This window comes from Pseudoalteromonas sp. DL2-H2.2, assembly GCF_021532535.1.
Taxonomy (GTDB): Bacteria; Pseudomonadota; Gammaproteobacteria; order Enterobacterales; family Alteromonadaceae; genus Pseudoalteromonas; species Pseudoalteromonas rubra_A.
Window position 1 is genome coordinate 207,538 of the sequence record NZ_JAKGBD010000002.1, and the last position, 20,264, is coordinate 227,801.

At 48.6% G+C, this 20,264-nt stretch carries 21 protein-coding genes and 1 riboswitch; of the genes, 5 read left to right on the forward strand and 16 right to left on the reverse strand.

Features of this window, described 5'->3' with window-relative positions; translation table 11 throughout:
• Window positions 1-16 precede the first annotated feature (16 nt).
• The 14 genes from L1285_RS03625 to L1285_RS03690 form a co-directional block, all read right to left on the reverse strand.
• Window positions 17-1,009, reverse strand: a complete 993-nt coding sequence (locus L1285_RS03625; protein WP_235411010.1) for a FecCD family ABC transporter permease — start codon at window positions 1,007-1,009, stop codon at window positions 17-19.
• Window positions 1,006-1,803 carry an ABC transporter ATP-binding protein gene (locus L1285_RS03630; protein ID WP_235411011.1) on the reverse strand — a complete coding sequence of 266 codons (798 nt, stop codon included), beginning with the start codon at window positions 1,801-1,803 and terminating at the stop codon, window positions 1,006-1,008. The genes L1285_RS03625 and L1285_RS03630 overlap by 4 nt, the downstream gene beginning before the upstream one ends.
• Before the next feature lie 239 nt (window positions 1,804-2,042).
• Window positions 2,043-2,242: riboswitch (cobalamin riboswitch) on the reverse strand.
• Entirely contained in the window at window positions 2,243-2,857 is a 615-nt protein-coding gene (locus L1285_RS03635) for a histidine phosphatase family protein (RefSeq protein ID WP_235411012.1), read from the reverse strand.
• Window positions 2,858-2,920: 63 nt separating this feature from the next.
• The gene (nqrM, locus tag L1285_RS03640; RefSeq protein WP_046003082.1) at window positions 2,921-3,133 is read right to left on the reverse strand and encodes a (Na+)-NQR maturation NqrM; all 213 of its coding nucleotides are present in this window, start codon (window positions 3,131-3,133) and stop codon (window positions 2,921-2,923) included.
• 109 nt (window positions 3,134-3,242) lie between these two features.
• Window positions 3,243-4,220 (reverse strand): FAD:protein FMN transferase, encoded by a 978-nt coding sequence (locus L1285_RS03645; protein ID WP_235411318.1) that lies wholly within the window; start codon window positions 4,218-4,220, stop codon window positions 3,243-3,245.
• A 345-nt stretch (window positions 4,221-4,565) separates the two neighbouring features.
• Complete coding sequence (gene nqrF / locus L1285_RS03650; protein WP_235411013.1) at window positions 4,566-5,792, reverse strand: NADH:ubiquinone reductase (Na(+)-transporting) subunit F; 1,227 nt, start codon at window positions 5,790-5,792, stop codon at window positions 4,566-4,568.
• Window positions 5,793-5,812: 20 nt separating this feature from the next.
• Window positions 5,813-6,421 carry an NADH:ubiquinone reductase (Na(+)-transporting) subunit E gene (nqrE, locus tag L1285_RS03655; protein WP_010382927.1) on the reverse strand — a complete coding sequence of 203 codons (609 nt, stop codon included), beginning with the start codon at window positions 6,419-6,421 and terminating at the stop codon, window positions 5,813-5,815.
• Window positions 6,422-6,431: 10 nt separating this feature from the next.
• A complete protein-coding gene (locus tag L1285_RS03660; RefSeq protein WP_235411014.1) occupies window positions 6,432-7,064 on the reverse strand; it encodes an NADH:ubiquinone reductase (Na(+)-transporting) subunit D in 633 nt (210 codons plus the stop codon).
• On the reverse strand, window positions 7,064-7,810 hold the full coding sequence (locus tag L1285_RS03665) for a Na(+)-translocating NADH-quinone reductase subunit C (RefSeq protein WP_235411015.1): 747 nt from the start codon (window positions 7,808-7,810) through the stop codon (window positions 7,064-7,066). Before L1285_RS03665 ends, L1285_RS03660 begins: the two co-directional genes overlap by 1 nt.
• A complete protein-coding gene (locus L1285_RS03670) occupies window positions 7,803-9,002 on the reverse strand; it encodes an NADH:ubiquinone reductase (Na(+)-transporting) subunit B (protein WP_046002970.1) in 1,200 nt (399 codons plus the stop codon). The genes L1285_RS03665 and L1285_RS03670 overlap by 8 nt, the downstream gene beginning before the upstream one ends.
• Window position 9,003: 1 nt before the next feature.
• Entirely contained in the window at window positions 9,004-10,347 is a 1,344-nt protein-coding gene (locus L1285_RS03675) for a Na(+)-translocating NADH-quinone reductase subunit A (protein WP_046003084.1), read from the reverse strand.
• Window positions 10,348-10,728: 381 nt separating this feature from the next.
• Window positions 10,729-11,919, reverse strand: coding sequence for an enoyl-ACP reductase FabV (gene fabV / locus L1285_RS03680; protein WP_235411016.1), 1,191 nt, complete (start codon window positions 11,917-11,919; stop codon window positions 10,729-10,731).
• Window positions 11,920-11,991: 72 nt separating this feature from the next.
• Entirely contained in the window at window positions 11,992-12,309 is a 318-nt protein-coding gene (locus L1285_RS03685; protein WP_046002972.1) for a BolA family protein, read from the reverse strand.
• Window positions 12,310-12,364: 55 nt separating this feature from the next.
• Window positions 12,365-12,946, reverse strand: coding sequence for an alpha-ketoglutarate-dependent dioxygenase AlkB family protein (locus L1285_RS03690; protein ID WP_235411017.1), 582 nt, complete (start codon window positions 12,944-12,946; stop codon window positions 12,365-12,367).
• An 85-nt stretch (window positions 12,947-13,031) separates the two neighbouring features.
• Between L1285_RS03690 and L1285_RS03695 the strand changes: the two genes are divergently transcribed.
• The 4 genes from L1285_RS03695 to L1285_RS03710 are packed head-to-tail and all read left to right on the forward strand — an operon-like array spanning window position 13,032 to window position 16,854.
• On the forward strand, window positions 13,032-14,195 hold the full coding sequence (locus tag L1285_RS03695; RefSeq protein WP_235411319.1) for a methyltransferase: 1,164 nt from the start codon (window positions 13,032-13,034) through the stop codon (window positions 14,193-14,195).
• 2 nt (window positions 14,196-14,197) lie between these two features.
• Window positions 14,198-14,761, forward strand: coding sequence for a YajG family lipoprotein (locus L1285_RS03700; protein ID WP_046002974.1), 564 nt, complete (start codon window positions 14,198-14,200; stop codon window positions 14,759-14,761).
• 30 nt (window positions 14,762-14,791) lie between these two features.
• A complete protein-coding gene (locus L1285_RS03705) occupies window positions 14,792-15,400 on the forward strand; it encodes a peptidylprolyl isomerase (protein ID WP_235411320.1) in 609 nt (202 codons plus the stop codon).
• A 56-nt stretch (window positions 15,401-15,456) separates the two neighbouring features.
• Complete coding sequence (locus L1285_RS03710; RefSeq protein WP_235411018.1) at window positions 15,457-16,854, forward strand: AmpG family muropeptide MFS transporter; 1,398 nt, start codon at window positions 15,457-15,459, stop codon at window positions 16,852-16,854.
• A gap of 76 nt (window positions 16,855-16,930) precedes the next feature.
• Here the strand turns inward: L1285_RS03710 and L1285_RS03715 are convergent, their stop codons facing one another.
• A complete protein-coding gene (locus L1285_RS03715) occupies window positions 16,931-17,176 on the reverse strand; it encodes a helix-turn-helix domain-containing protein (RefSeq protein WP_046002977.1) in 246 nt (81 codons plus the stop codon).
• A 653-nt stretch (window positions 17,177-17,829) separates the two neighbouring features.
• Window positions 17,830-18,168 carry an iron-sulfur cluster insertion protein ErpA gene (gene erpA, locus L1285_RS03720; protein WP_010382953.1) on the reverse strand — a complete coding sequence of 113 codons (339 nt, stop codon included), beginning with the start codon at window positions 18,166-18,168 and terminating at the stop codon, window positions 17,830-17,832.
• 400 nt (window positions 18,169-18,568) lie between these two features.
• Between erpA and L1285_RS03725 the strand changes: the two genes are divergently transcribed.
• Entirely contained in the window at window positions 18,569-20,251 is a 1,683-nt protein-coding gene (locus L1285_RS03725; protein WP_046002978.1) for a chloride channel protein, read from the forward strand.
• Window positions 20,252-20,264 lie beyond the last annotated feature (13 nt).

Below are 20,264 nucleotides of genomic sequence, written 5' to 3' on the forward strand. Positions count from 1 at the left end.
AAAGTTTCCGGTTAGATCAGATGCTGGCGGCACGCTTTTTGGCGATTAACAGCGATAAGAAAAACACGCTGCCAATCGCTGAGGTGATCACCCCAATCGGCAGCTCCTGATTGTCTATCAGGGTACGGGCAAGTACATCGACCCACAGCATCATGAGTCCACCTGATAAGGCCGTCGCTAACATACCCACAGTGCGAACCTGAGAGATAAAAAAGCGCACGATATGGGGGATCATCAGGCCCACAAAGCCGACGCCACCGCAGGCCGCGACAATCACGGCCGTTAACATCGATGCCAAAATTAACATGCCCAGCCTGAGCCGGTGGACATTCACCCCCAGTGTGACCGCGCTCTCATCTCCAACCAGCAGAGCATTCAGGCTGCGGCGCATTAACAGCATCAAAACACAACCGGCTGAAACAACCAATGCAGGCAGCCACAACCATTGCCAGTCTGCGCGGCTGAAACTACCCAGGCTCCAGAATATAATCGCGCTGATGGCTTGCGGATCGCTCCAGTACAACAGCAAACTGGTAAAGGCAGAGAATAAAAAGGTCAAAGCGACACCCGACAACAACATGTTTTCAACCAGGGCGGTGCCTTTGTGAAAGGCAATCAGCAGCAACAGACCCATTGCCACAGCACTGCCCGCAAACGCGGCACCGGACAATGCCAGCGCACTTTGCACACCAAACAGCGCGACCAGCAACACCACACCAAATGAGGCGCCAGAGGAGATGCCAAATAAGTAAGGATCGGCCAGCGGGTTTCGGGTCACGGTTTGCAGAATGAGCCCGGCAATAGCCAGCCCGGCGCCGGCGAAAAAGGCCAGTAAAGTGCGGGGTAATCGCAGCTCAACCACAATTTTTTGGCTCAGTATGCTGCTGTCATAACTACTCAATGCCAGCCAGACTTCACCCCAGCTCAGAGAAACGGCCCCGACAGACAGCGCACTGAGCAGGCTGAACATGCAGGCCAAAATGAGGCCAGGTATCAGTAATGCCTTCATAACTGATACCCATAATGATAACGAATGTGGGGCACTCCCGCTGCGCTGCTGTGGAGTCCGGGTACTGTTTCTACTTCGGCACACACCCCAAAAATGTCGCTGAGTAAGTCGGGGGTTATGATTTCCAGAGGTGTGCCCTGAGCCACCAGGGTTCCTTGTGCCAGCACCAGCAACTCGTCGCTGAGCGCCGCCGCCAGGTTTAGGTCGTGAAAAGAGGCAATCACAGTCACCCCCATGGCTTTAGCCAGCTCCATGATCTGGATCTGGTATTTCACATCGAGATGACTGGTTGGCTCGTCCATTATTAACAACTCAGGTTGCTGAACCATGGCCCGGGCTATCATCGCTCGTTGTTTTTCGCCTCCGGACAGGGAGTCAAACTGCTGCTGTGCCTTGTGGCTCAGGCCCACACGCTCAATGGCTTCTAAAATACGCAGCTTATCGTCGGCATTGACTGTGCTAAAGAGGGTTTTATGTGGTGTGACCCCCATCGCCACCACCTCAAACAGCGCCAGGTTAAACTGACTGGGGATCTCCTGTAAAACAACCGCAACCTGACGCGCATAAGCCCGGCGGAGGTAGTCAGACACAGGTTTACCCGCATAGAGAATTTCGCCCTCAGTCTGCTCCCAGTAACGATACAGGCAGCGTAATAAGCTGGATTTTCCCGCCCCGTTTGGCCCAATCAGGCCAATAAACTGACCGCGCGCAATAGCAAAATTTAATCCGCTTAGCACAGGCTTATTGCCGAGGTTCAGGCTCAGGTTATGTACGGATATTTGTGGTGAAGTCATACCGCCTCAAATACGGACGGCAGCAGAGCTGGCCACTCGTATTGCTACGACTGGCCTTCTGTACTGACTTAAGTGCGCCCGCTTAAGTGTAGGTATTGGCCTTGGTATCTGGCTTCAGACTAATACCAATTTCACTTAGTACCTGTTCAATTTGACGGAGCAAATATGACGCTAACGGCGTTAAAAATTTTTCATTTAGAACAACTAAATAGCAAAATTTTTGCCTCGCCTATATGGACATAGGTGCCTCAGCGATAGCAGGACGCGTGAGCGGTGTTATCGACCCTATTTTCTCGCCTCAAAATAGAACACTTAATTAAGCAAATTGGTATAAAAGTCCGTTACAGTTGCGGGGACAGCTGAGGGTTTGCACCTCATTCCCAATGACTGCCAATACAATACGATTCTAGATTTAGCGCCTATTATGAAGTCCAGACGTCTAAAACACAACTTTCGGCCAGGCAAGACCGGTGTCATCAAAGAAGATAGTTACTTTAATCACTTTGGCATAGCCTATCTCCAGACGAGATAAATGCGTATCAAAGCCCTCAGGCAAGCCTAACCAGATCGCCAGCAACTGTTTAATTACCCCCGCATGGGTAACAATGGCGGTGCTCTGGGATGAGGGCGTTGTTGTGAACTCCTGCCACCAGTCACTTAAGCGTAAGTGAAATGCTGACATTTGTTCACCGTTTGGTGGCGTATGCTGCCACGGGCTCTGCCAGAAATCCCCAATTCCGGGCGACTGTGTTGACTGCCAGAGCGCCTCATAGCTTTGTCCGTCCCAGTCGCCAAAATCCATTTCACTGAGTCTGGGGTCAACCTGGAGTGGCAAGCCGGCTGATTCACAAAACGCGCGCGCCACTGTCTGACACCGCTGCAGCGGAGAGCTAATCACCTGAGCTATCGGATCACACACCTGAAGGCGGGCAAAGACCTGTTCATTACCCGATACGCTTGCCGGCATATCTGTGCGCCCAAGCAAACGACCGGTTTCAAGTGGCTCACCATGGCGAATAAAGTACAAGGTTTGTTGCATTGGATTAGGGCTCATTTATTCGGGGCCAGAAACGCAAAAACGCAAGCCTGGGCTTGCGTTTTTGGTGGAAGCTGCGGATTAAAGAATCTGATTCTCTTTCCACATTTGCTCTTTCTTAAGACGCTTCTTGCGTTTGTCGCACGGGTCGTCACAATCACAGATCTTGTCGATGCCCATGGAGCCCAGTCCACCACAACTACTGGCCATTGATTTCTTCTGTACTATAACGCCTACCGCCATCGCAACGGCGATCAACAACAGCAATCCGAAGGTAAGTAAAAATAGTGACATCTCAGGCCCCTTTTGCATAGTCATCCACAGGTGTGGATGTGTGACGGTGAATTGTGCTCATTATATAACTAAACGCGCTTAAGTTGAAACGTTCGCGACACAGATCCGCTTATAAATAAGGCTTGAATGCGCTGCTGGCATACACCTTCAGACCGTCATCACTTTTGCTGATCAAGTAGACCGCTAAATCGTGTAGCTCGGCGTACGCTCTGGCGCGTTCCGTCCCCATTACGGTTAGCGCTGTCGCGAGTCCATCGGCCGTCATCGCAGAAGGGTGCAATACCGTCACAGACACCAGATCGTGTTTGACAGGTTTACCCGTACCCGGATCGATCAGATGAGTAAAGGTCTCACCATCCATTTCATAAAAGATACGATAATCGCCTGACGTCGCCACACTGTTCTTACCCGGCTCAATCACTTTGTGAATTTGTCTTTGCCCAACCGGTGCATCCGGCTTCTCAATAGCGATGCGCCAGGGCTCATCACCCGGCTTAGTACCCGACAGTCTCAGTTCGCCACCAATTTCCACCATATAATTAGTGATACCGTGAGACTCGATGAGTTCGGCCACTTTATCTATACCGTAGCCCTTCGCGGTTGCTGAAAAAGACAGCTCCAGGTGGTCCAGAGTTTTTGCCAGGCCCGCATCGGTTAAAATAAGCTTATCCAGTCCAATTTCCTCACGCATTTGCGCCAGCTGTTGGTCAGAAGGCCGTTTGGTCGGGCGTTTGTCCGGGCCAAATCCCCATAAATCAATAAGCGGCCCCATGGTGACATCCAGAGTTTCTGTAGACTGACCCAGACGAATGGACTCTGCCACCACCTTTCTGAAGTCCTCACTGACAGGCATGACCTGGTTAGCGGCCAGTCGGTTAAACTGATTGATTTCAGAATCCGGTATATAGGTCGACATAGACTGGTTCACCGCTTTCAGTGCCGCTTCTACGTCCGTATGTAACTGCGCTTCTGTCAGTGTGGTGTTCTCTGCAAACGCTTTGATGTTGTAGGTTGTGCCCATCGTACTACCCTGTAGCACAATAGGTTCAGCTGATTTGTTTGCCTGGCCACATGCCACAAGCAGCATGCTCAATAAAAAAACTAAACAAAACTGGCTCTGTCTTAGCATCAGTGTCATCCCTTGTAATTTATACCAATTTCACTTAATACCTGTTCAATTTGACGGAGCAAATATGACGCTAACTGTGTTAAAAATTTCTCATTTAGAACAACTAAATAGCAAAATTTTTGCCTTGTTATCGAACATATTTTCTCGCCTCAAAATAGAACACTTAATTAAGCAAATTGGTATCATTTGACAGTAACCCCCGCCTGGTGCGGAGTATTACCCATAAAAAAAGCCCCTCAGCAAAACTGCTAAGGGGCTTCTATTTTATCTTAAAAACCACTTTAAGATCATATGTATTTCAGCTTAACCACCGAAGTCATCAAGCAGGATGTTTTCATCTTCAACACCCAGGTCTTTCAGCATGTTGATAACCGCCGCGTTCATCATCGGTGGTCCACACATGTAGAATTCACAGTCTTCTGGTGCTTCATGATCTTTCAGATAGTTTTCATAAAGTACGTTGTGAATGAAGCCTGTGTAGCCTTCCCAGTTATCCTCAGGCTGAGGATCAGAAAGTGCAACATGCCACTGGAAGTTATCATTTTCAGCCTGCAGGCCGTCGAAATCTTCCACGTAGAACATTTCACGCTTAGAACGTGCACCGTACCAGAAAGACATCTTACGTTCAGAGTTAAGACGCTTAAGCTGGTCGAAAATGTGTGAACGCATTGGCGCCATACCTGCACCACCACCAACGAAGACCATTTCTGCATCAGTGTCTTTCGCGAAGAATTCACCGAATGGGCCAGAAATCGTGACTTTGTCGCCTTCTTTCAGTGACCAGATGTACGATGACATCTTACCACAAGGCAGGCTCAGGTTATTAGGCGGCGGAGTTGCGATACGTACGTTCAGCATGATAATGCCGTACTCTTCTGGGTAGTTCGCCATTGAGTATGCACGGATCGTTTCTTCGTCTACTTTAGACTCCAGCTTGAAGAAGCCAAAACGCTCCCAGTCCGGACGATACTCATCAGGAATATCAAAGTCTGCGTATTTAACATGGTGTACAGGCGCTTCAATCTGGATATAACCACCCGCGCGGAAAGGTACAACCTCACCGTCAGGAATAGCCAGTTTAAGCTCTTTGATGAAGGTTGCTTTGTTATCGTTAGAGATAACAGTACATTCCCACTTCTTCACACCGAAGATTGAATCTTCAACTTCAATCTCCATGTCTGTTTTAACAGCAACCTGACACGCCAGACGACAGCCTTCGCGGGCTTCACCTTTAGTGATGTGATCAAGTTCAGTTGGCAAAATGTCACCACCACCAGAGTGAACGTGGACGCGACACTGACCGCATGAACCACCACCACCACAGGCAGATGAAATGAAGATGCCAGCATCAGCCAGTGAGCCTAACAGCTTACCGCCTGGTGCAGATTTAATTGCTTTTTCAGGATCGCCATTAATGCCGATCATGATGTCACCGCTAGGTACCAGCTTAGATTTCGCTGCAATGATGATAAGTACCAACACCACAACGATAGCGATGAACATACTTACACCTAATACAATAGTTTCCATCGTATAGTTTCCTCGCTACCTTAAAGTGAAATACCAGAGAATGACAGGAAGCCAAAGCCCATCAGACCTACAGTGATAAAGGTAATACCAAGACCACGTAAACCATCAGGAATATCAGCATACTTCATTTTCTCGCGAAGACCTGCTAGCAATACGATAGCAAGCGCCCAGCCCACACCAGAACCTAAGCCAAAGATCACTGACTCACCAAAGTTCAGGTTACGCTCAACCATGAAGGATACCGCACCAAAGATTGCACAGTTAACTGTGATCAGAGGCAGGAAGATACCCAGAGCGTTGTAAAGTGCCGGGAAGAACTTGTCCAGAGTCATTTCAAGGATCTGTACAAGTGCCGCGATTACACCGATAAATGTCAGGAACTTCAGGAAGCTTAAGTCAGCTTCTGGGAAACCTAACCACTCAAGTGCGCCCGGTGCCAGGATAGCGTGATAAACCACGTTGTTGACTGGTACAGCAACGCCCAGTACGAAGATTACCGCAACACCCAGACCGAATGAGGTAGTTACTTTCTTAGATACCGCCAGGAAAGTACACATCCCCAGGAAGAAAGATAGCGCTAAGTTTTCAACGAAAACCGCTTTTACAAATAAACTAAGATAATGTTCCATCTCTCTCCCCTTATGCCTTAGCTTCTACTTGGTCTTTCTTCCAGGTACGTAGTGCCCAGATGAATACACCTACCAGGAAGAACGAGCTAAATGGCATAACCAACAGACCCATAGGCTGGTACCAACCGCCGTTAGAGATCAGTGGCAGTATTTCAACACCGAACAGTGCACCAGCACCGAACAGCTCACGTACAAAGCCAATCGCGATCAGGACAACCGAGTAACCAAGACCGTTACCGATACCATCCAGGAATGACATCAGAGGTGGCGACTTCATTGCGTAGGCTTCTGCACGACCCATTACGATACAGTTGGTAATGATCAGACCAACGAATACCGTCAGTTCTTTTGCCGTGGCATACACAAATGCCTGAAGTACCTGGTCAACAACGATAACCAGAGACGCGATGATGGTCATCTGAACGATGATCCGCACACTTGACGGAATGTGGTTACGGATCATAGAGATGAACAAGCTTGAGAACGCAGTTACCACAGTCAATGCAATTGACATGATCAGTGCGTTTTTCAGGCTCGATGTTACTGCCAGCGCAGAACAGATACCCAGTACTTGCAGTGCAATTGGGTTATTTGCGAAGACAGGTCCAAACAGGACTTGCTTCATTTCTTTTGAGTTTGCCATTAGTTCAATGCCCCTTCACGTACTTTCGCAAGGAATGGACCAAACGCATCGTCGCCTGTCCAGAACGTAAATGTATTTTCAACACCGTTAGACGTTAACGTTGCACCAGACAGACCATCTACTTTATGCACGTCGTTACCTGCTGTGCCTTTCACTACGTCGATTGGTAGCTTTTTGCCTTCCCAGGTTGCAGTCCATCTTGGGTTTTGAATTTCACCACCCAGACCCGCAGTTTCAGTGTGCTGGTAGAATTTGATTGCCTGAATGGTTTCACCATCCAAATCCAATGCTACGAAGCCGTACATGATACCCCAAAGACCGTAACCCTGAATTGGCAGGATCACAGACTCATATTTACCGTTGCTGTTCTTCGCAAGGTAAACCGGAGACTCAGTCGTCATACGCTGAACGCCTGCAATGTCTTCCTCTTTAGGAAGCGCCACACTGCGCTCTGCATCGAACTTAGTCATAGTGAAATCGAATGAGTTAGGATCTGTGTCTACAAACTCACCGGTGTTCATGTCTACAACGCGTGCATCGATCACTTGATTGTAGGTTTCTGACACGTTTTCAACGTTCTCAACGCCAGCAGCCGCCAAAATGTTGCGCTGCACGTCTTCGATTTTGTTTGCCTGCTGCAGTGGGCGAAGCTGTACTGCCGCAAAAGATACGACAACCGCACACACTAAACATAGGCCAACAACAACGCCTAGCGTTTTGCCGATAGATTCATTGTTACTAGACACGTGCTAATCTCCTCTTCACATTTGACTGCACAACCATGTGGTCGAAAAGTGGTGCGAACAGGTTTGCGAATAGAATTGCCAACATCATACCTTCTGGGTATGCCGGGTTAACAACACGGATAAGCACAACCATTACACCAATCAATGCACCATAGGCCCACTTACCTTTGTCTGTGAAAGACGCAGATACCGGGTCGGTTGCCATGAAGAACATACCGAATGCAAAACCACCCAGTACTAAGTGCCAGTGCCAAGGCATAGCAAATACTGTGTTAGTGTCTGAGCCGATCATGTTTAGTAGCATAGACATCACAACCATACCCAGGAAAGTACCCAGGACGATGCGCCACGATGCGATACGAACATAAATCAGGAACAAACCACCAATCATGATAGCCAGTGTAGAGGTTTCACCTACTGAACCTTGAATAAAGCCGTAGAATGCGTTCCACCACAGTACCATGTTGTCATAATCAAGCGCGCCTGTTGCAGCCTGACCCAGGTAAGTTGCACCTGAGAAAGAGTCTACCGCTGTCCACACTGTGTCACCTGAGATGTCACCTGGGTATGCGAAGAACAGGAATGCACGACCAGCCAGTGCCGGGTTCAGGAAGTTACGGCCTGTACCACCGAATACTTCTTTTGCCACTACCACACCGAAGGTGATACCTAGTGCAACTTGCCACAGCGGGATCGTTGCAGGCAGGATCAGGGCAAACAGTACCGATGTTACGAAGAAACCTTCATTTACTTCGTGCTTACGCACTGAAGCAAACAACACTTCCCAGAAACCACCAACGATAAATACAGTCGCATAAATAGGCAGGAAGAAACAGGCCCCGTAGAACATCTTCGCGCCCCAGCCAGAGTCGGCTGTAAGCTCACCACCAAACAGCTGGAAAAGTGCCGCCTGCCAAGTGTTTGCAATTTCAAAACCATTGCCCAGCGCGATAGCTGCCTGGTGACCAATGTTGAACATACCAAAGAACATAGCTGGGAATGTCGCCATCCAAACTAAGATCATGATACGTTTCAGGTCGATATTATCACGTACGTGAGTGCCGCCTTTGTTGACATAACCTGGCGTGTAGAAAACAGTTGCAACTGCTTCGTACAGGGCATACCACTTCTCGTGTTTACCACCAGGTTCAAAGTGAGGTTCAATGTCTTCTAAAAATTTCTTTAAGGCCATTTTAACCTTCCTTCTCGATTGTAGTCAGGCAATCACGTAAGATTGATCCATAGTCGTATTTGCCCGGACAAACGAAGGTACACAACGCCAGATCTTCTTCATCCAGCTCTAGCGCACCCAATGAAATCGCGCTGTCCAGATCACCAGAGATCAGGTCACGCAACAACAGAGTTGGCAGGATATCAAGCGGCATTACACGCTCATAGTTACCAATTGGCACCATCGCACGCTTTGAGCCACCCGTAGAGGTAGTCATCTTGAACAGACGACTTGGCGCAAAGTGAGAGATGAAAGTACGGGTTACAGAGAACTTAGTGCTACCCGGTGCGATCCAGCCAAACAGCTCTTTCTCGCGACCTTCAGACAGCACGCAAACCTGTACATGGTAACGACCCAGGTAAGCATGAGGACCGGCGGCTGTTTTACCAGCTAACACAGAGCCAGAAATGACCCGGTTTTCACCATCTTCAAGTTCACCTGCAACTAAATCGGTTAACGACGCACCAACTTGAGTTTTAACAAGACGCGGGTTCTTTACACTCGGACCGGCCAAAGCAACAACACGATCTGAGTAAACTTCACCGCTTAGGAATAGCTTACCGAAAGCAATGACGTCCTGGTATCCCAGGTGCCATACTTGCTTGTTAGCGCCAACAGCATCGAGATTGTGGATGTGTGTACCAACCAGACCAGCAGGGTGAACACCCGCAAACTCATGTACTTCTACCTGAGAAAGCGAAGAGCTCGGCACCTTGCTGCCAGCTTGCTTACAAACAAACACTTTGCCGTCAGTCAGACGCGAAACCACAGCCAGACCAGCTTCAAACGCTTCCACGTTATCGGCGATCACAACAGCAGGATCCGCAGCTAGAGGGTTAGTGTCAATTGCGGTAACAAAGATCGAGCTTGGCGACGCGCTAGGTACTGCTACACGACTGAAAGGACGTGCACGCAACGCTGGCCATTGACCCGATTCGATCAGCACTTCTTTCACTTTTTCGCGATCCAGGTTGCCGAGTTCAGCAGCCGGGAACTTGTCAAAAGTGATTTGCTCATCGCCCTGTACTTCAATCACAACGGACTGAAGAACACGCTTGGCTCCACGGTTAATTTCTTTAACTACACCAGAGGCTGGCGCAGTAAACTTGACGCCAGGATTCTTTTTGTCTTCAAAAAGAACTTGGCCTTTCTTGACTTGGTCATCCACACGGACTCGCATGGTTGGACGCATACCAATAAACTCTTCACCCAACACAGCTACTCGTTTGACAGCAGAACCATCATGAATAACTTGCTGTGGTGCGCCCTCTATGGGTAAGTCCAGACCTTTTTTTATGTTGATCATACGCACTTGCATTACATTAACGGAAAGAAATTGAAAAATCTTTACTTACCACGGCACTATTCTCTAAGTTGTATTGGATTCAAAGAGCTGGCACAACATACACAAAGTCGGGCCAACCTGTCCGCAACCGCAAACGAGCACCGTGGTATATAGTCCTTACATATTTCCGCAATTTTAACATTAATCGTACTGACTATGCGAGTGGAAATATGAAAATAATACGACTTAACAATGGATTTAGTTCATCGGACGACACTGCAAGAATTTAAATATAGACCAAAGTGGTATTGATGAAAAATAGACGGGTATTGAGGGTGGGTGTTTATCTGTGCTGCGTATTTGGGAGAACGGGCAAAATCAGCGATTTTGCCCGTTGGCGGGCTAGATTAAGTGATTAATCTCAACCACCGTATTCACGTCTGCATCATAGTCGACAGACTCAATGCCGAAACCAAATAGCTTCAGGAACTCATTGTGATAACCAGCGTAATCTGTCAGCTCGTCGATGCTGTCGGTGTCAACTTTATCCCAAATCACCTTGATACGTGCCTGTACACCGTCTTCCAGCTCTTTATAGTTCTGGAACAGGTGGCCACCTTCGTCAAAACGAGGGTTTTCGCCGTACAGGTTTTCGCTAAACAAGCCGTGGATCTGCTCGATGGTTCCCTCGTAGGTGCCGTCTTCTTTAGTTACCCGGAACAACGTAGAAATGTACAAAGGCATAATCGGAATAGCCGAGCTCGCCTGTGTGACTACCGCGTTCAGTGACGCCACATAAGCTTCTCCATTCAACGCTTGTGTCGATGCTTTAATGGCATCCGCCGCACGGGTAAGATCTTCTTTGGCTTTACCTATGGTCGCATGACCGTAAATAGGCCAGGTCAGCTCTTTACCAATATAAGTGTAAGCCGACGTTTTGAAGCCTTCGGCCAGTACATCTGCTTCTTTCAGCGCTTCCAGCCACAACTCCCAGTCTTCACCACCCATCACTTTCACTGTGTTGGCAATTTCTTCCTCACTGGCCGCTTCTACAGACACTTCTTCAATGCTGCGCATTGTCGTATTGAGGTTCTTAGTGGTGACTGTCTGGCCGATTGGTTTAAGTACCGATGAAAAGGTCTCACCCGACTTAGGATCGGTACGACGTGGTGATGCCAGGCTGTAGATAACCAGGTCTACTTTGCCCATTTCGGCTTTGATGGTTTCAATCGCTTTGGCCTTTAATTCATCGGAGAAGGCATCGCCATTAATGTTCTTGGACCACAGGCCAGCTTCATCTGCAGCCTGCTGAAATGCCGCCGTGTTATACCAGCCAGCAGACGCGGTTCTTTTCTCAGTGCCTTTCTTTTCAAAAAAGATACCCAATGTTTTTGCGCCTGCGCCGAATGCAGCAGTGATACGAGAAGCCAGGCCATAACCGGTTGATGCACCGATCACCAGGACATTTTTAGGACCATTATTAAGCGGCCCCTGAGCCTTAACATAAGCAATTTGTTCTTTTACGTGCTCAGTACAACCCACCGGGTGGGCATTTGTACAGATAAAACCACGGATCTTAGGTTTGATGACCATGTCTATTCCTACATATTCTGTATTATGAAAACCGCGTTAGTTTAAATGCAGATCCTGAAAACACAGGTCTGATCACTCGCTATCGAATTTTGAACCGCCCAGGCAGCTTGGGGAATCAGGCACTTCGCCATGCTGATCGGCATATTCTTCTGGAGTATAAGTGTGGATGGCCAGCGCATGAATGTGATTGGCAAGCTCTTCCTTTAATACCTCATTGATCAGGCGATGGCGCTGTAACAGTCGCTGCCCGGCAAACTTGTCGCTGACGACAATCACCTTAAAATGCGACTCGCTACCTCGACTGTGCATGTGGCTTTCGTTGACAACGTTAAGGTGTTTGCAAGCGATAGCGTCGGCAAGTTTACTATAGATTTGTTGTTGCATTGACATAACTCACTCCCAGTACGGAGAAAATTTAGCGCCTACTATACGCACTTATGCGTCATTAACCAACTGTTCTGAAGGTCAGGTTAATTCGCCCCTGAGTAACGCGCGCTTGTTTGGGCAATGCATGTTGGTAGTCTTGCTGGCTGCGTCCTGTCATCAGTAAACCACTGCCCGTAGGCAGAGGCAAAGTCAGGATTTCCTGGCTCTGCTTGTGGCGAATTTTGAAATGACGGGTAGCACCCAGAGATAAAGAAAAGATAGTCGGACAAGCGCCAAGCTCTGCTTCGTCATCGCTGTGCCAGCCCATGCTGTCCTGCCCATCCCGATACCAGTTTACCAACAGCGCATTAAAATCCTGACCAAACTGACGCGTCAGGCGCGTTCGCATTGCACTCAGAACCGGTGGCCAGGGGGTATTTTCAAGCTGGGTGCCCGAGTAGCCATAGGACACTGACTTGTCGGCCACAAAACACTGCAATCTGGGAATTGGTGTGGTACGGCCAAACAGGGTGATATCAGGTTGCTGCCAAACCAGGGTGGAGGCTAAATGCGCATAAAGCGCCAGACTTTTTTCAAAGCTCAGACATGCTGGCAGATACTCAAAACCCGGGGGCAAACATTCTTTGTTCAGTCTCGACATGCTATATTACGCGTTCTGTTAGTTTTGCTGTACTTTGCACCTATGCAAGGTAGTGGCACCAACCATGAGTGAGATTCGCCCCATCATGATCACCGACGCTGTACTGGCCGGCACGGCTCTGACCCTGCATCGTTTTCCTCTCGAGCAAAAAAATCGCAGCCTGCAAGCCTGGGATGCGGCTGACGAATACCTGCTGGAACATATTACCACAGCTTACCCGGACGCTCGCGATATTCTGATCCTCAATGATGCCTTTGGCGCTCTGAGTTGTACGCTGGCAGCCAAGTTGCAAGATCACGCCCAGTGGCAGATCACACAGGTAAGCGATTCATTTGTGGCTCAGCAGGCAACCTGTCATAACCTCGCTGAAAACCAACTCGACTGGGTGCTGGACGACGCGAAACTTACGCAGCAAGATAGCCTGGCAACCTTGCCAGCGCAGTGCGATCTGATCTTAATTAAGGTACCTAAAAATGCCGGACTGCTACAACATCAGTTGTCTCAGCTCAGCCATATGGCTGCGGATATTCCCGTTGTGGCCGCAGGCAAAGCCAAAGAAATTCACACCTCAACCCTAAAAAGTTTTAGTCATTTTTTGCAACAGCCGACCACCAGCCTGGCGGTCAAGAAATCCAGACTGATCTTTTGCGCGACCACAGGTAAGCCGGTTGCGGACAAGTTCCCGGTCAGCTGGGCACTGGAAAACTCACCCTTCACCATTTATAACCATGCCAATGTTTTCTCCCGGGACTCTCTGGATATCGGGGCACGGTTTTTTATCAACTATCTGCCAGCGGGTAAAAAGCCATTGCGGGTAATCGATTTGGGCTGTGGTAACGGCGTGATTGGGTTACAAACGCTGTCACGGATGCCGAACGCTCAGGTAACCTTTGTTGATGAATCAGCCATGGCTGTGGCCAGCGCCAAAGAGAATGTCAGCAGTAACTTGCCAGACAGACTGGGCGACTGCCAGTTTGTGCAAAATGATTGCCTCAGCGACTTTGAGCCAAACTCTGCTGATCTGGTGCTGTGCAACCCGCCGTTTCATCAGGCACAGGCAATCACCGATCACATCGCCTGGCAAATGTTCCTGCAAGCAAAACATACTCTGAGAAATGGCGGAGAACTCAGGATCATTGGCAATCGTCATCTTGATTACCTTGATAAGTTGCAGCGCCTGTTCGGGAATTGTAAGGTGATAGGCAATAATAAAAAGTTTACCGTATTAAGTTCTATTAAAAGGAGCTAATCATGCGCTTAGCATTCTCTGCGTGCCTCTTTGGCACAGCACTCAGTTTACTTGCGGGATGCAGCACTGCCCCAAAAACAGTGATCCTCAGCCCCAGCTATCAGGGGGGCAATATCAGTCAGTTATCAGATACTCTGGCAATTAAAGTTGTTGATAACCGAACCACTAAGTTCACCATTAAAGTGCTGGAGCAGGAACCTGCGGTTTACCTGCCCAATGCCGATTTACCTGTGACCCTGACCGGGCTGCTTGCCCAGGCGCTTGAAGCCAATGGGGCAACACTGGCACAACACAGCGACACCCAACTGACACTGCGCATTCGCACCTTTATTGCTAAAGTGGACGAATCTTTGAGTCGCCATGAGAGCACAGCGCGTGCTGAGTTCGTTGTTGAGGTAGCTAAAGGACAACGCACCTTCTCCAAGCCCTTCAATGGTGAGGCGCAATTCAGTAAACCTCTGAAACATGATCAGTCTCAGGTTGAGGGACAGTTGAATCGACTCGCAGAGCAGGTGATCACCCGCATGCTGTCGGATAAAGAATTGATCGACTTTTTGCAACAATAAAAAGGCTAAGCTATGCTTCGTACCCTTATAATGTCCACGCTGATCCTGATCAGCTGTTTCTCTTTTGCGAACAATAAAGAAGGACGCTTTGTCCAAAAAGATAACCTTTTCCCTAAGGTACAGCTCAACACCTCGCTGGGCAAAGTCATCGTCGAGCTGGACCGCTCGCGCGCACCCATCACAGTCAATAATTTTCTCACCTACGTGATTAATGGTGACTATAAAGGCTCGGTGTTTCATCGCGTTGAACGAGATGAAGCCAATGAGCGAGACTTTGTGATCCAGGGCGGCGGCTACGACAAAGACTATGATGGCATGTTTGAGCGCCCGGCTATTTTTAACGAAAGTGGCAATGGCCTGAAAAATAACATGTACACCATCGCCATGGCCTACCAGGATAACAAGCCTCACTCAGGTACTCGACAGTTCTTCTTTAATATGGATGACAACGATCACCTCAACCCGGGACGTGGCTGGGGCTTTGCCGTATTTGGCAGTGTCACTGATGGCTTCGAGACACTCGACAAAATCATGCAGGTTGAAACGGACTACAACAAAAAGCTGGGCTATACCTTTATTCCGAAAAAGCCCGTGATCATCCACAGCATTGAGATGCTGCCGGAAGAAACCTTCGAATAATCGTTTATCAGCTTGGCCCTGCTGCTCGCCAGGGCCAGGCTGTGTTGGAAAACACTATGCTCATTTCATCCAGCCTGCGTGACTACGCCAGCTACTATCGGGATAAACGCCTGCTCACCGTCTTTGCTTTTGGCGTTAGTCAGGGCTTTCCTTGGGTTTTAATCGGCTCAGTCATGTCTGCCTGGCTGAAAGACGAAGGCCTGAGCCGCAGCATGATAGGCTTGTTTGGCATAGTGTTTAGCGCCTACACCATTAACTTTTTATGGTCTCCGTTGCTGGACCGGGTGCGTCTGCCCTTGCTTACCCAATGGCTGGGCCAGCGACGCAGCTGGATAGCCGCGGGACAACTGATTGTTGCCTTGTCTGCACTGGCCTTAAGCCAGGTCGATCTTAAGACGGATCTTTATCAGGCTGCATTATTGTGTTTCATTATTGCTCTGAGTGCGGCTACCCATGATATTGCAATAGACGCTTATCGGATCGATATTCTGCCACCCGAGGAAAGTGAAAAGTCCACGGCCGCCGCTGCCATGGCCACCTCAGGTTGGTGGAGTGGCTATGCCCTGCTCGGTGCCATTCCGTTTTTTGCCGCCGATTTACCCGGCATCAGCTGGCCCGAAATCTACGCCCTACTGGCACTGATAATGCTTATGCTGTTTGGTATCACACTGGCCGCCCGTGAGCCCGTATCCCATCGTGAACACACCCAACAACAGCTGCAAGCGCAATATCAATCCAAACTTGCAGGGCTGGAACATAGCAGACTGCAACGTATGCTGGCCTGGCTGGCGGTCACCCTGGTCGAGCCGTTTCGCAGCTTCTTTAACCGTAATGGCGTAAAGGCCGCCTTAGCCCTGCTGGCCTTTATCTTTTTGTTCAAAATCGGCGAAGCCTTCCTGGCTCGTATGTCGATCGTGTTTTATAAAGAGATCGGTTTTAGTAATAGTCAGATAGCCCAGTACTCTAAGCTCGGAACCGGCCTTATTACGATTATTTTCGCCTTTCTGGGCAGCATCTTTAATCATAAATATGGCATTGTAAAAGGCTTATTTATCAGCGGTGTGGCTATGGCTGCATCTAACCTGATGTTTTCCTGGATAGCGGTCGCGGGCCCCAAAGAACACTTGTATGCCCTTGCCATTGTTATTGACGGGTTTACTCAGGCTTGGTCACTGGTCGCCATGGTGGCGTTTATCTCAATGTTGTGCGATCGTGCCTTTAGCGCAACGCATTACGCCCTGCTGGCGTCTCTTGGTAGCCTGGGCAGAACCGTTTTGTCGAGCTATAGCGGCGTCGTCATCGATGACTGGCTGGGCGGTAACTGGGCGGTATTTTTCGCACTGACAGCGCTGATGGTGCTACCTTCATTGATATTTTTATATGCGATCCGTCATAAACTCTACGAGATAGAACAAAACTATCACAATCAGGGGAAGTCTCAGCAGGAAAAGTGATGGGTGTGTCTGGTCCATGCTAGAAGGATAGAGGTGCAGCTCCTTGCACCTGCACATACTGGTGATCCCAGTGTTATTACATCTGCTCTTCTTTGATCAGAGACAGACCTTCATATGGGTCGACTTCCAGCGCTTCACAGTAACGCAGAAACTCAATCACGTCTAAACGACGCTCCTGGTTCTCAATTTTGCCAATGAAAGAATGTGGTGTACCTAACACCTGGGCCAGACTGCGCATTGTATGACCTTTCTCGTGACGTTTTGATTTTAGCCACTTAGTCAACTTACTGTTCTCTTCAGAAGAAACCGTTTTCCCCATCATAATAAAACATCTCCTACTCGATGATTAATTGATACTGCCGTACGAAATTTGCCCGTCTCGATTGGCAGCTTATGTTATGACAAGCCAGCTAAACTGAGTGAAAAAACACCCGTTCCATCTGTCCTGTTCCTATGTACCAAATTAGGTATAGACGATCTTTTCTCTAACACCTAATTAAATTTGCAACTTTCTTACCTAAAATAGAGAGGTAAGATTACTGTGACACTTTAACAAAAATTTTATATCTTGTACCAGTATACGAAATAATTTATTTTTTCTTTTAAAAATAGTGGTTTAGCGCTAATCTGTCTTAAAGTAACAAATTTTGGGAGAATTTTTGATGATCCGGCTCATATTTTTGCTGCCCATTTTGCTCTGTCTGGGGTGGTATTACTTTTTACGCGTAAACGGCGTACCACTTAAACAAGGCAAACGCGGATTCATCTACATTCTCGCTTTTTCCACTTTCGTATTAGGTTTTTTTGCGCTGATGATGCATCTTACCAACCCGGGCTGACAACACTGCTCTGACTTCACGGCAATATCTTCACAAAGCACGCACCTGATAGCGGGTCGCAATGAATCTATATAGATGCAAAAAAGCCATGCGATAGCATGGCTTTTGTATCTTGGCTTGATAGGTTAAGGGCGGTTTATACGCTGAAGCTTGCACCGCAACCACAGGTTGTCGTCGCATTGGGGTTGCTGACAAAAAAGCGCGCACCTTCCAGGCCTTCGGTATAATCAACTTCACCGTCAACCAAATATTGAATACTCATCGGGTCAACTACCATAGACACCCCGTTTTTCTCAATTTCCAGGTCACCCGGATTGGTTTTTTCGTCAAAGGTAAACCCGTATTGGAACCCTGAGCATCCGCCGCCGGTCACATACACTCGCAGCTTAAGGTTCGGGTTTTCTTCTTCTGAGATAAGTTCTTTCACGCGACTTGCCGCCGCGTCGGAAAATTTAATCGGTATCTGATCAGACATGTGTATTCGACCCCTGTACATTTAGTAGCAGAATTATCTAATACCTGACTATTTTAATCAAGTATAGACTGGCATTCTCGGATGGGCTGTTCCTGTTTTAGTCTCATTTCTTTGCCCAGCCGATTGATTTACTTAATTACAAGGACTTAGATTATTTGATACACTTATCAACCAAGTATACTATGCTACAACTGTTGATATCACGGGTACCACGCACCACAAGATACTTTGAGTAACCGAGCAATGCGCTTCGCGTTCGTCGCGATGGATAAACGTCACAACGCTGCTTGGAGACCTTTGTGGTCCTAAAATATTCAGGTTAGGGCTAGATTCAGTGTACGCAAGCAATAAAGCGAGCTGATGCTCGCGCCAATTCAGATTTTCAACAGGCCAATATTGTATGTCGCTCGATAATTTACGCCGTCGCTTAGCGAAACCAAAAACGTCCATTCAGCTGTGCTTGCTGGGAATTGGCGCGGGCTTAATTGCAGCAGTATTGATCATCTTATTTCGCCTGACCATACTGCTGGTGCAGGGGATGTTTTTAGACAGCCCGGACGACTTTACTACGTTACCTGAACATCAGCGCGTCCTGTTACCTGTGGGCGCAGCCTTGCTGATCGCCCTGTTTGCCAGCCTGACGGGCTTCAAGCACTACCGCCTCGGCATTCCTTTTGTCATCTATCGCATTAAACAACACTACGGGCAAATGCCAATCTGGAATTCGGTTAACCAGTTTTTTGGCGGTGCGGTTGCACTGATCAGTGGTTTTTCCGTTGGCCGGGAAGGCCCATCAGTACACATGGGGGCAACCGGAGCCAGTATTTTGGCTGAGCGCCTCCATCTGCCAATGAACGCTGCACGGACACTGGCCGGTTGTGGTGTGGCTGCTGGCATAGCGGCGTCGTTCAACACGCCCCTGGCAGCGGTGATCTTCGTCATGGAGGTGGTGCTGCGGGAATACAAGATCCATATTTTCGTCCCCATTATGCTCGCAGCGGTAACTGGCGCACTTGCCACCCAATATGTGTTTGGCCATGATCTGGAGCTGTCGCTGATCAGTGTGTCTACCCTGTCCTTCTGGCATTATCCATTTCTGATTTTATGTGGCTTCGTGCTTGGTGCCATTGCCTTTGCATTTAATCAGAACCTGATGATGATCATCAAAACCTTTAAGCCCATCAGCATGTTTCCCCGCCTGATGCTGGCTGGGTTATTGGCCGGTCTGATCGGATATCTGGTGCCAGAAGCCATGGGCTCAGGTATGAGCGCCATTACAATCGCCGTTGAGACGCCCGGTGAATTACAACTGCTGACAACCATTCTGATAGCTAAGCTACTGGCCACCATCTTTGCCATTGGCCTGGGGATCCCTGGTGGGATCATTGGCCCGGTTATCGGTCTGGGAGTGTTAATTGGCACACTGATGGCGTATTTTGCTCAGTTTATTTCTCCCGAAGTCAGTGTTGCGGGCACCTATGGTGTACTGGGCATGGCAGGCCTGCTGGCAGCCACTTTGCACGCACCATTGGCAGCGCTGACCGCAGTGATGGAGCTGACTTCCAGCCCACAGATTGTGGTGCCGGCCATGATAGTGATCTCCTGCGCCTATGTTACCGCGCTGCAGGTATTTGGTAACCGCTCGATTTTCTTACAGCAGCTGGACTTTCAGGGCTTGCCCTATCAGGTTTCTCCCGCCAAAGAGGCCCTGCAAAAAGTGGGGATCATGGAAGAAATGGAAGAAGGCTTCAAGCTGCTCTATTCTGATGACAAAGAGCAGATCAGAGAAACCCTGTCGGCCATTGACAGTCAGACTCCGCTGATCGTTTACGACGAAGAACACGGTTACCGACTGGCCGAATATGACCTCAGCTTGATCTCTGAACAAAGCATGACCATCACTTATATCGAGTTACAGGGACTAAGTACACAGGCAACGCTGGCAGACGCATTTGATATTCTCAAAGACAAACGCTCCGGCGCCGTCTATGTGTATAATCAAAAAGATAACAAACAAATTATGGGCTTGCTAAGGTGGGATCAGATCCGCCATATTCTCACCATGAGAAACAGCTTGCTGTAATTGCATTTTAAGA

Coding starts and splice junctions, on each gene's coding strand:
- L1285_RS03625 (WP_235411010.1), bottom strand. CDS start 1,009: ATGAAGGCATTACTGATACCTGGCCTCATTTTGGCCTGCATGTTCAGC.
- L1285_RS03630 (WP_235411011.1), bottom strand. CDS start 1,803: ATGACTTCACCACAAATATCCGTACATAACCTGAGCCTGAACCTCGGC.
- L1285_RS03635 (WP_235411012.1), bottom strand. CDS start 2,857: ATGAGCCCTAATCCAATGCAACAAACCTTGTACTTTATTCGCCATGGT.
- nqrM (WP_046003082.1), bottom strand. CDS start 3,133: ATGTCACTATTTTTACTTACCTTCGGATTGCTGTTGTTGATCGCCGTT.
- L1285_RS03645 (WP_235411318.1), bottom strand. CDS start 4,220: ATGCTGCTTGTGGCATGTGGCCAGGCAAACAAATCAGCTGAACCTATT.
- nqrF (WP_235411013.1), bottom strand. CDS start 5,792: ATGGAAACTATTGTATTAGGTGTAAGTATGTTCATCGCTATCGTTGTG.
- nqrE (WP_010382927.1), bottom strand. CDS start 6,421: ATGGAACATTATCTTAGTTTATTTGTAAAAGCGGTTTTCGTTGAAAAC.
- L1285_RS03660 (WP_235411014.1), bottom strand. CDS start 7,064: ATGGCAAACTCAAAAGAAATGAAGCAAGTCCTGTTTGGACCTGTCTTC.
- L1285_RS03670 (WP_046002970.1), bottom strand. CDS start 9,002: ATGGCCTTAAAGAAATTTTTAGAAGACATTGAACCTCACTTTGAACCT.
- L1285_RS03675 (WP_046003084.1), bottom strand. CDS start 10,347: ATGATCAACATAAAAAAAGGTCTGGACTTACCCATAGAGGGCGCACCA.
- fabV (WP_235411016.1), bottom strand. CDS start 11,919: ATGGTCATCAAACCTAAGATCCGTGGTTTTATCTGTACAAATGCCCAC.
- L1285_RS03685 (WP_046002972.1), bottom strand. CDS start 12,309: ATGTCAATGCAACAACAAATCTATAGTAAACTTGCCGACGCTATCGCT.
- L1285_RS03690 (WP_235411017.1), bottom strand. CDS start 12,946: ATGTCGAGACTGAACAAAGAATGTTTGCCCCCGGGTTTTGAGTATCTG.
- L1285_RS03695 (WP_235411319.1), top strand. CDS start 13,032: ATGATCACCGACGCTGTACTGGCCGGCACGGCTCTGACCCTGCATCGT.
- L1285_RS03700 (WP_046002974.1), top strand. CDS start 14,198: ATGCGCTTAGCATTCTCTGCGTGCCTCTTTGGCACAGCACTCAGTTTA.
- L1285_RS03705 (WP_235411320.1), top strand. CDS start 14,792: ATGTCCACGCTGATCCTGATCAGCTGTTTCTCTTTTGCGAACAATAAA.
- L1285_RS03710 (WP_235411018.1), top strand. CDS start 15,457: ATGCTCATTTCATCCAGCCTGCGTGACTACGCCAGCTACTATCGGGAT.
- L1285_RS03715 (WP_046002977.1), bottom strand. CDS start 17,176: ATGATGGGGAAAACGGTTTCTTCTGAAGAGAACAGTAAGTTGACTAAG.
- erpA (WP_010382953.1), bottom strand. CDS start 18,168: ATGTCTGATCAGATACCGATTAAATTTTCCGACGCGGCGGCAAGTCGC.
- L1285_RS03725 (WP_046002978.1), top strand. CDS start 18,569: ATGTCGCTCGATAATTTACGCCGTCGCTTAGCGAAACCAAAAACGTCC.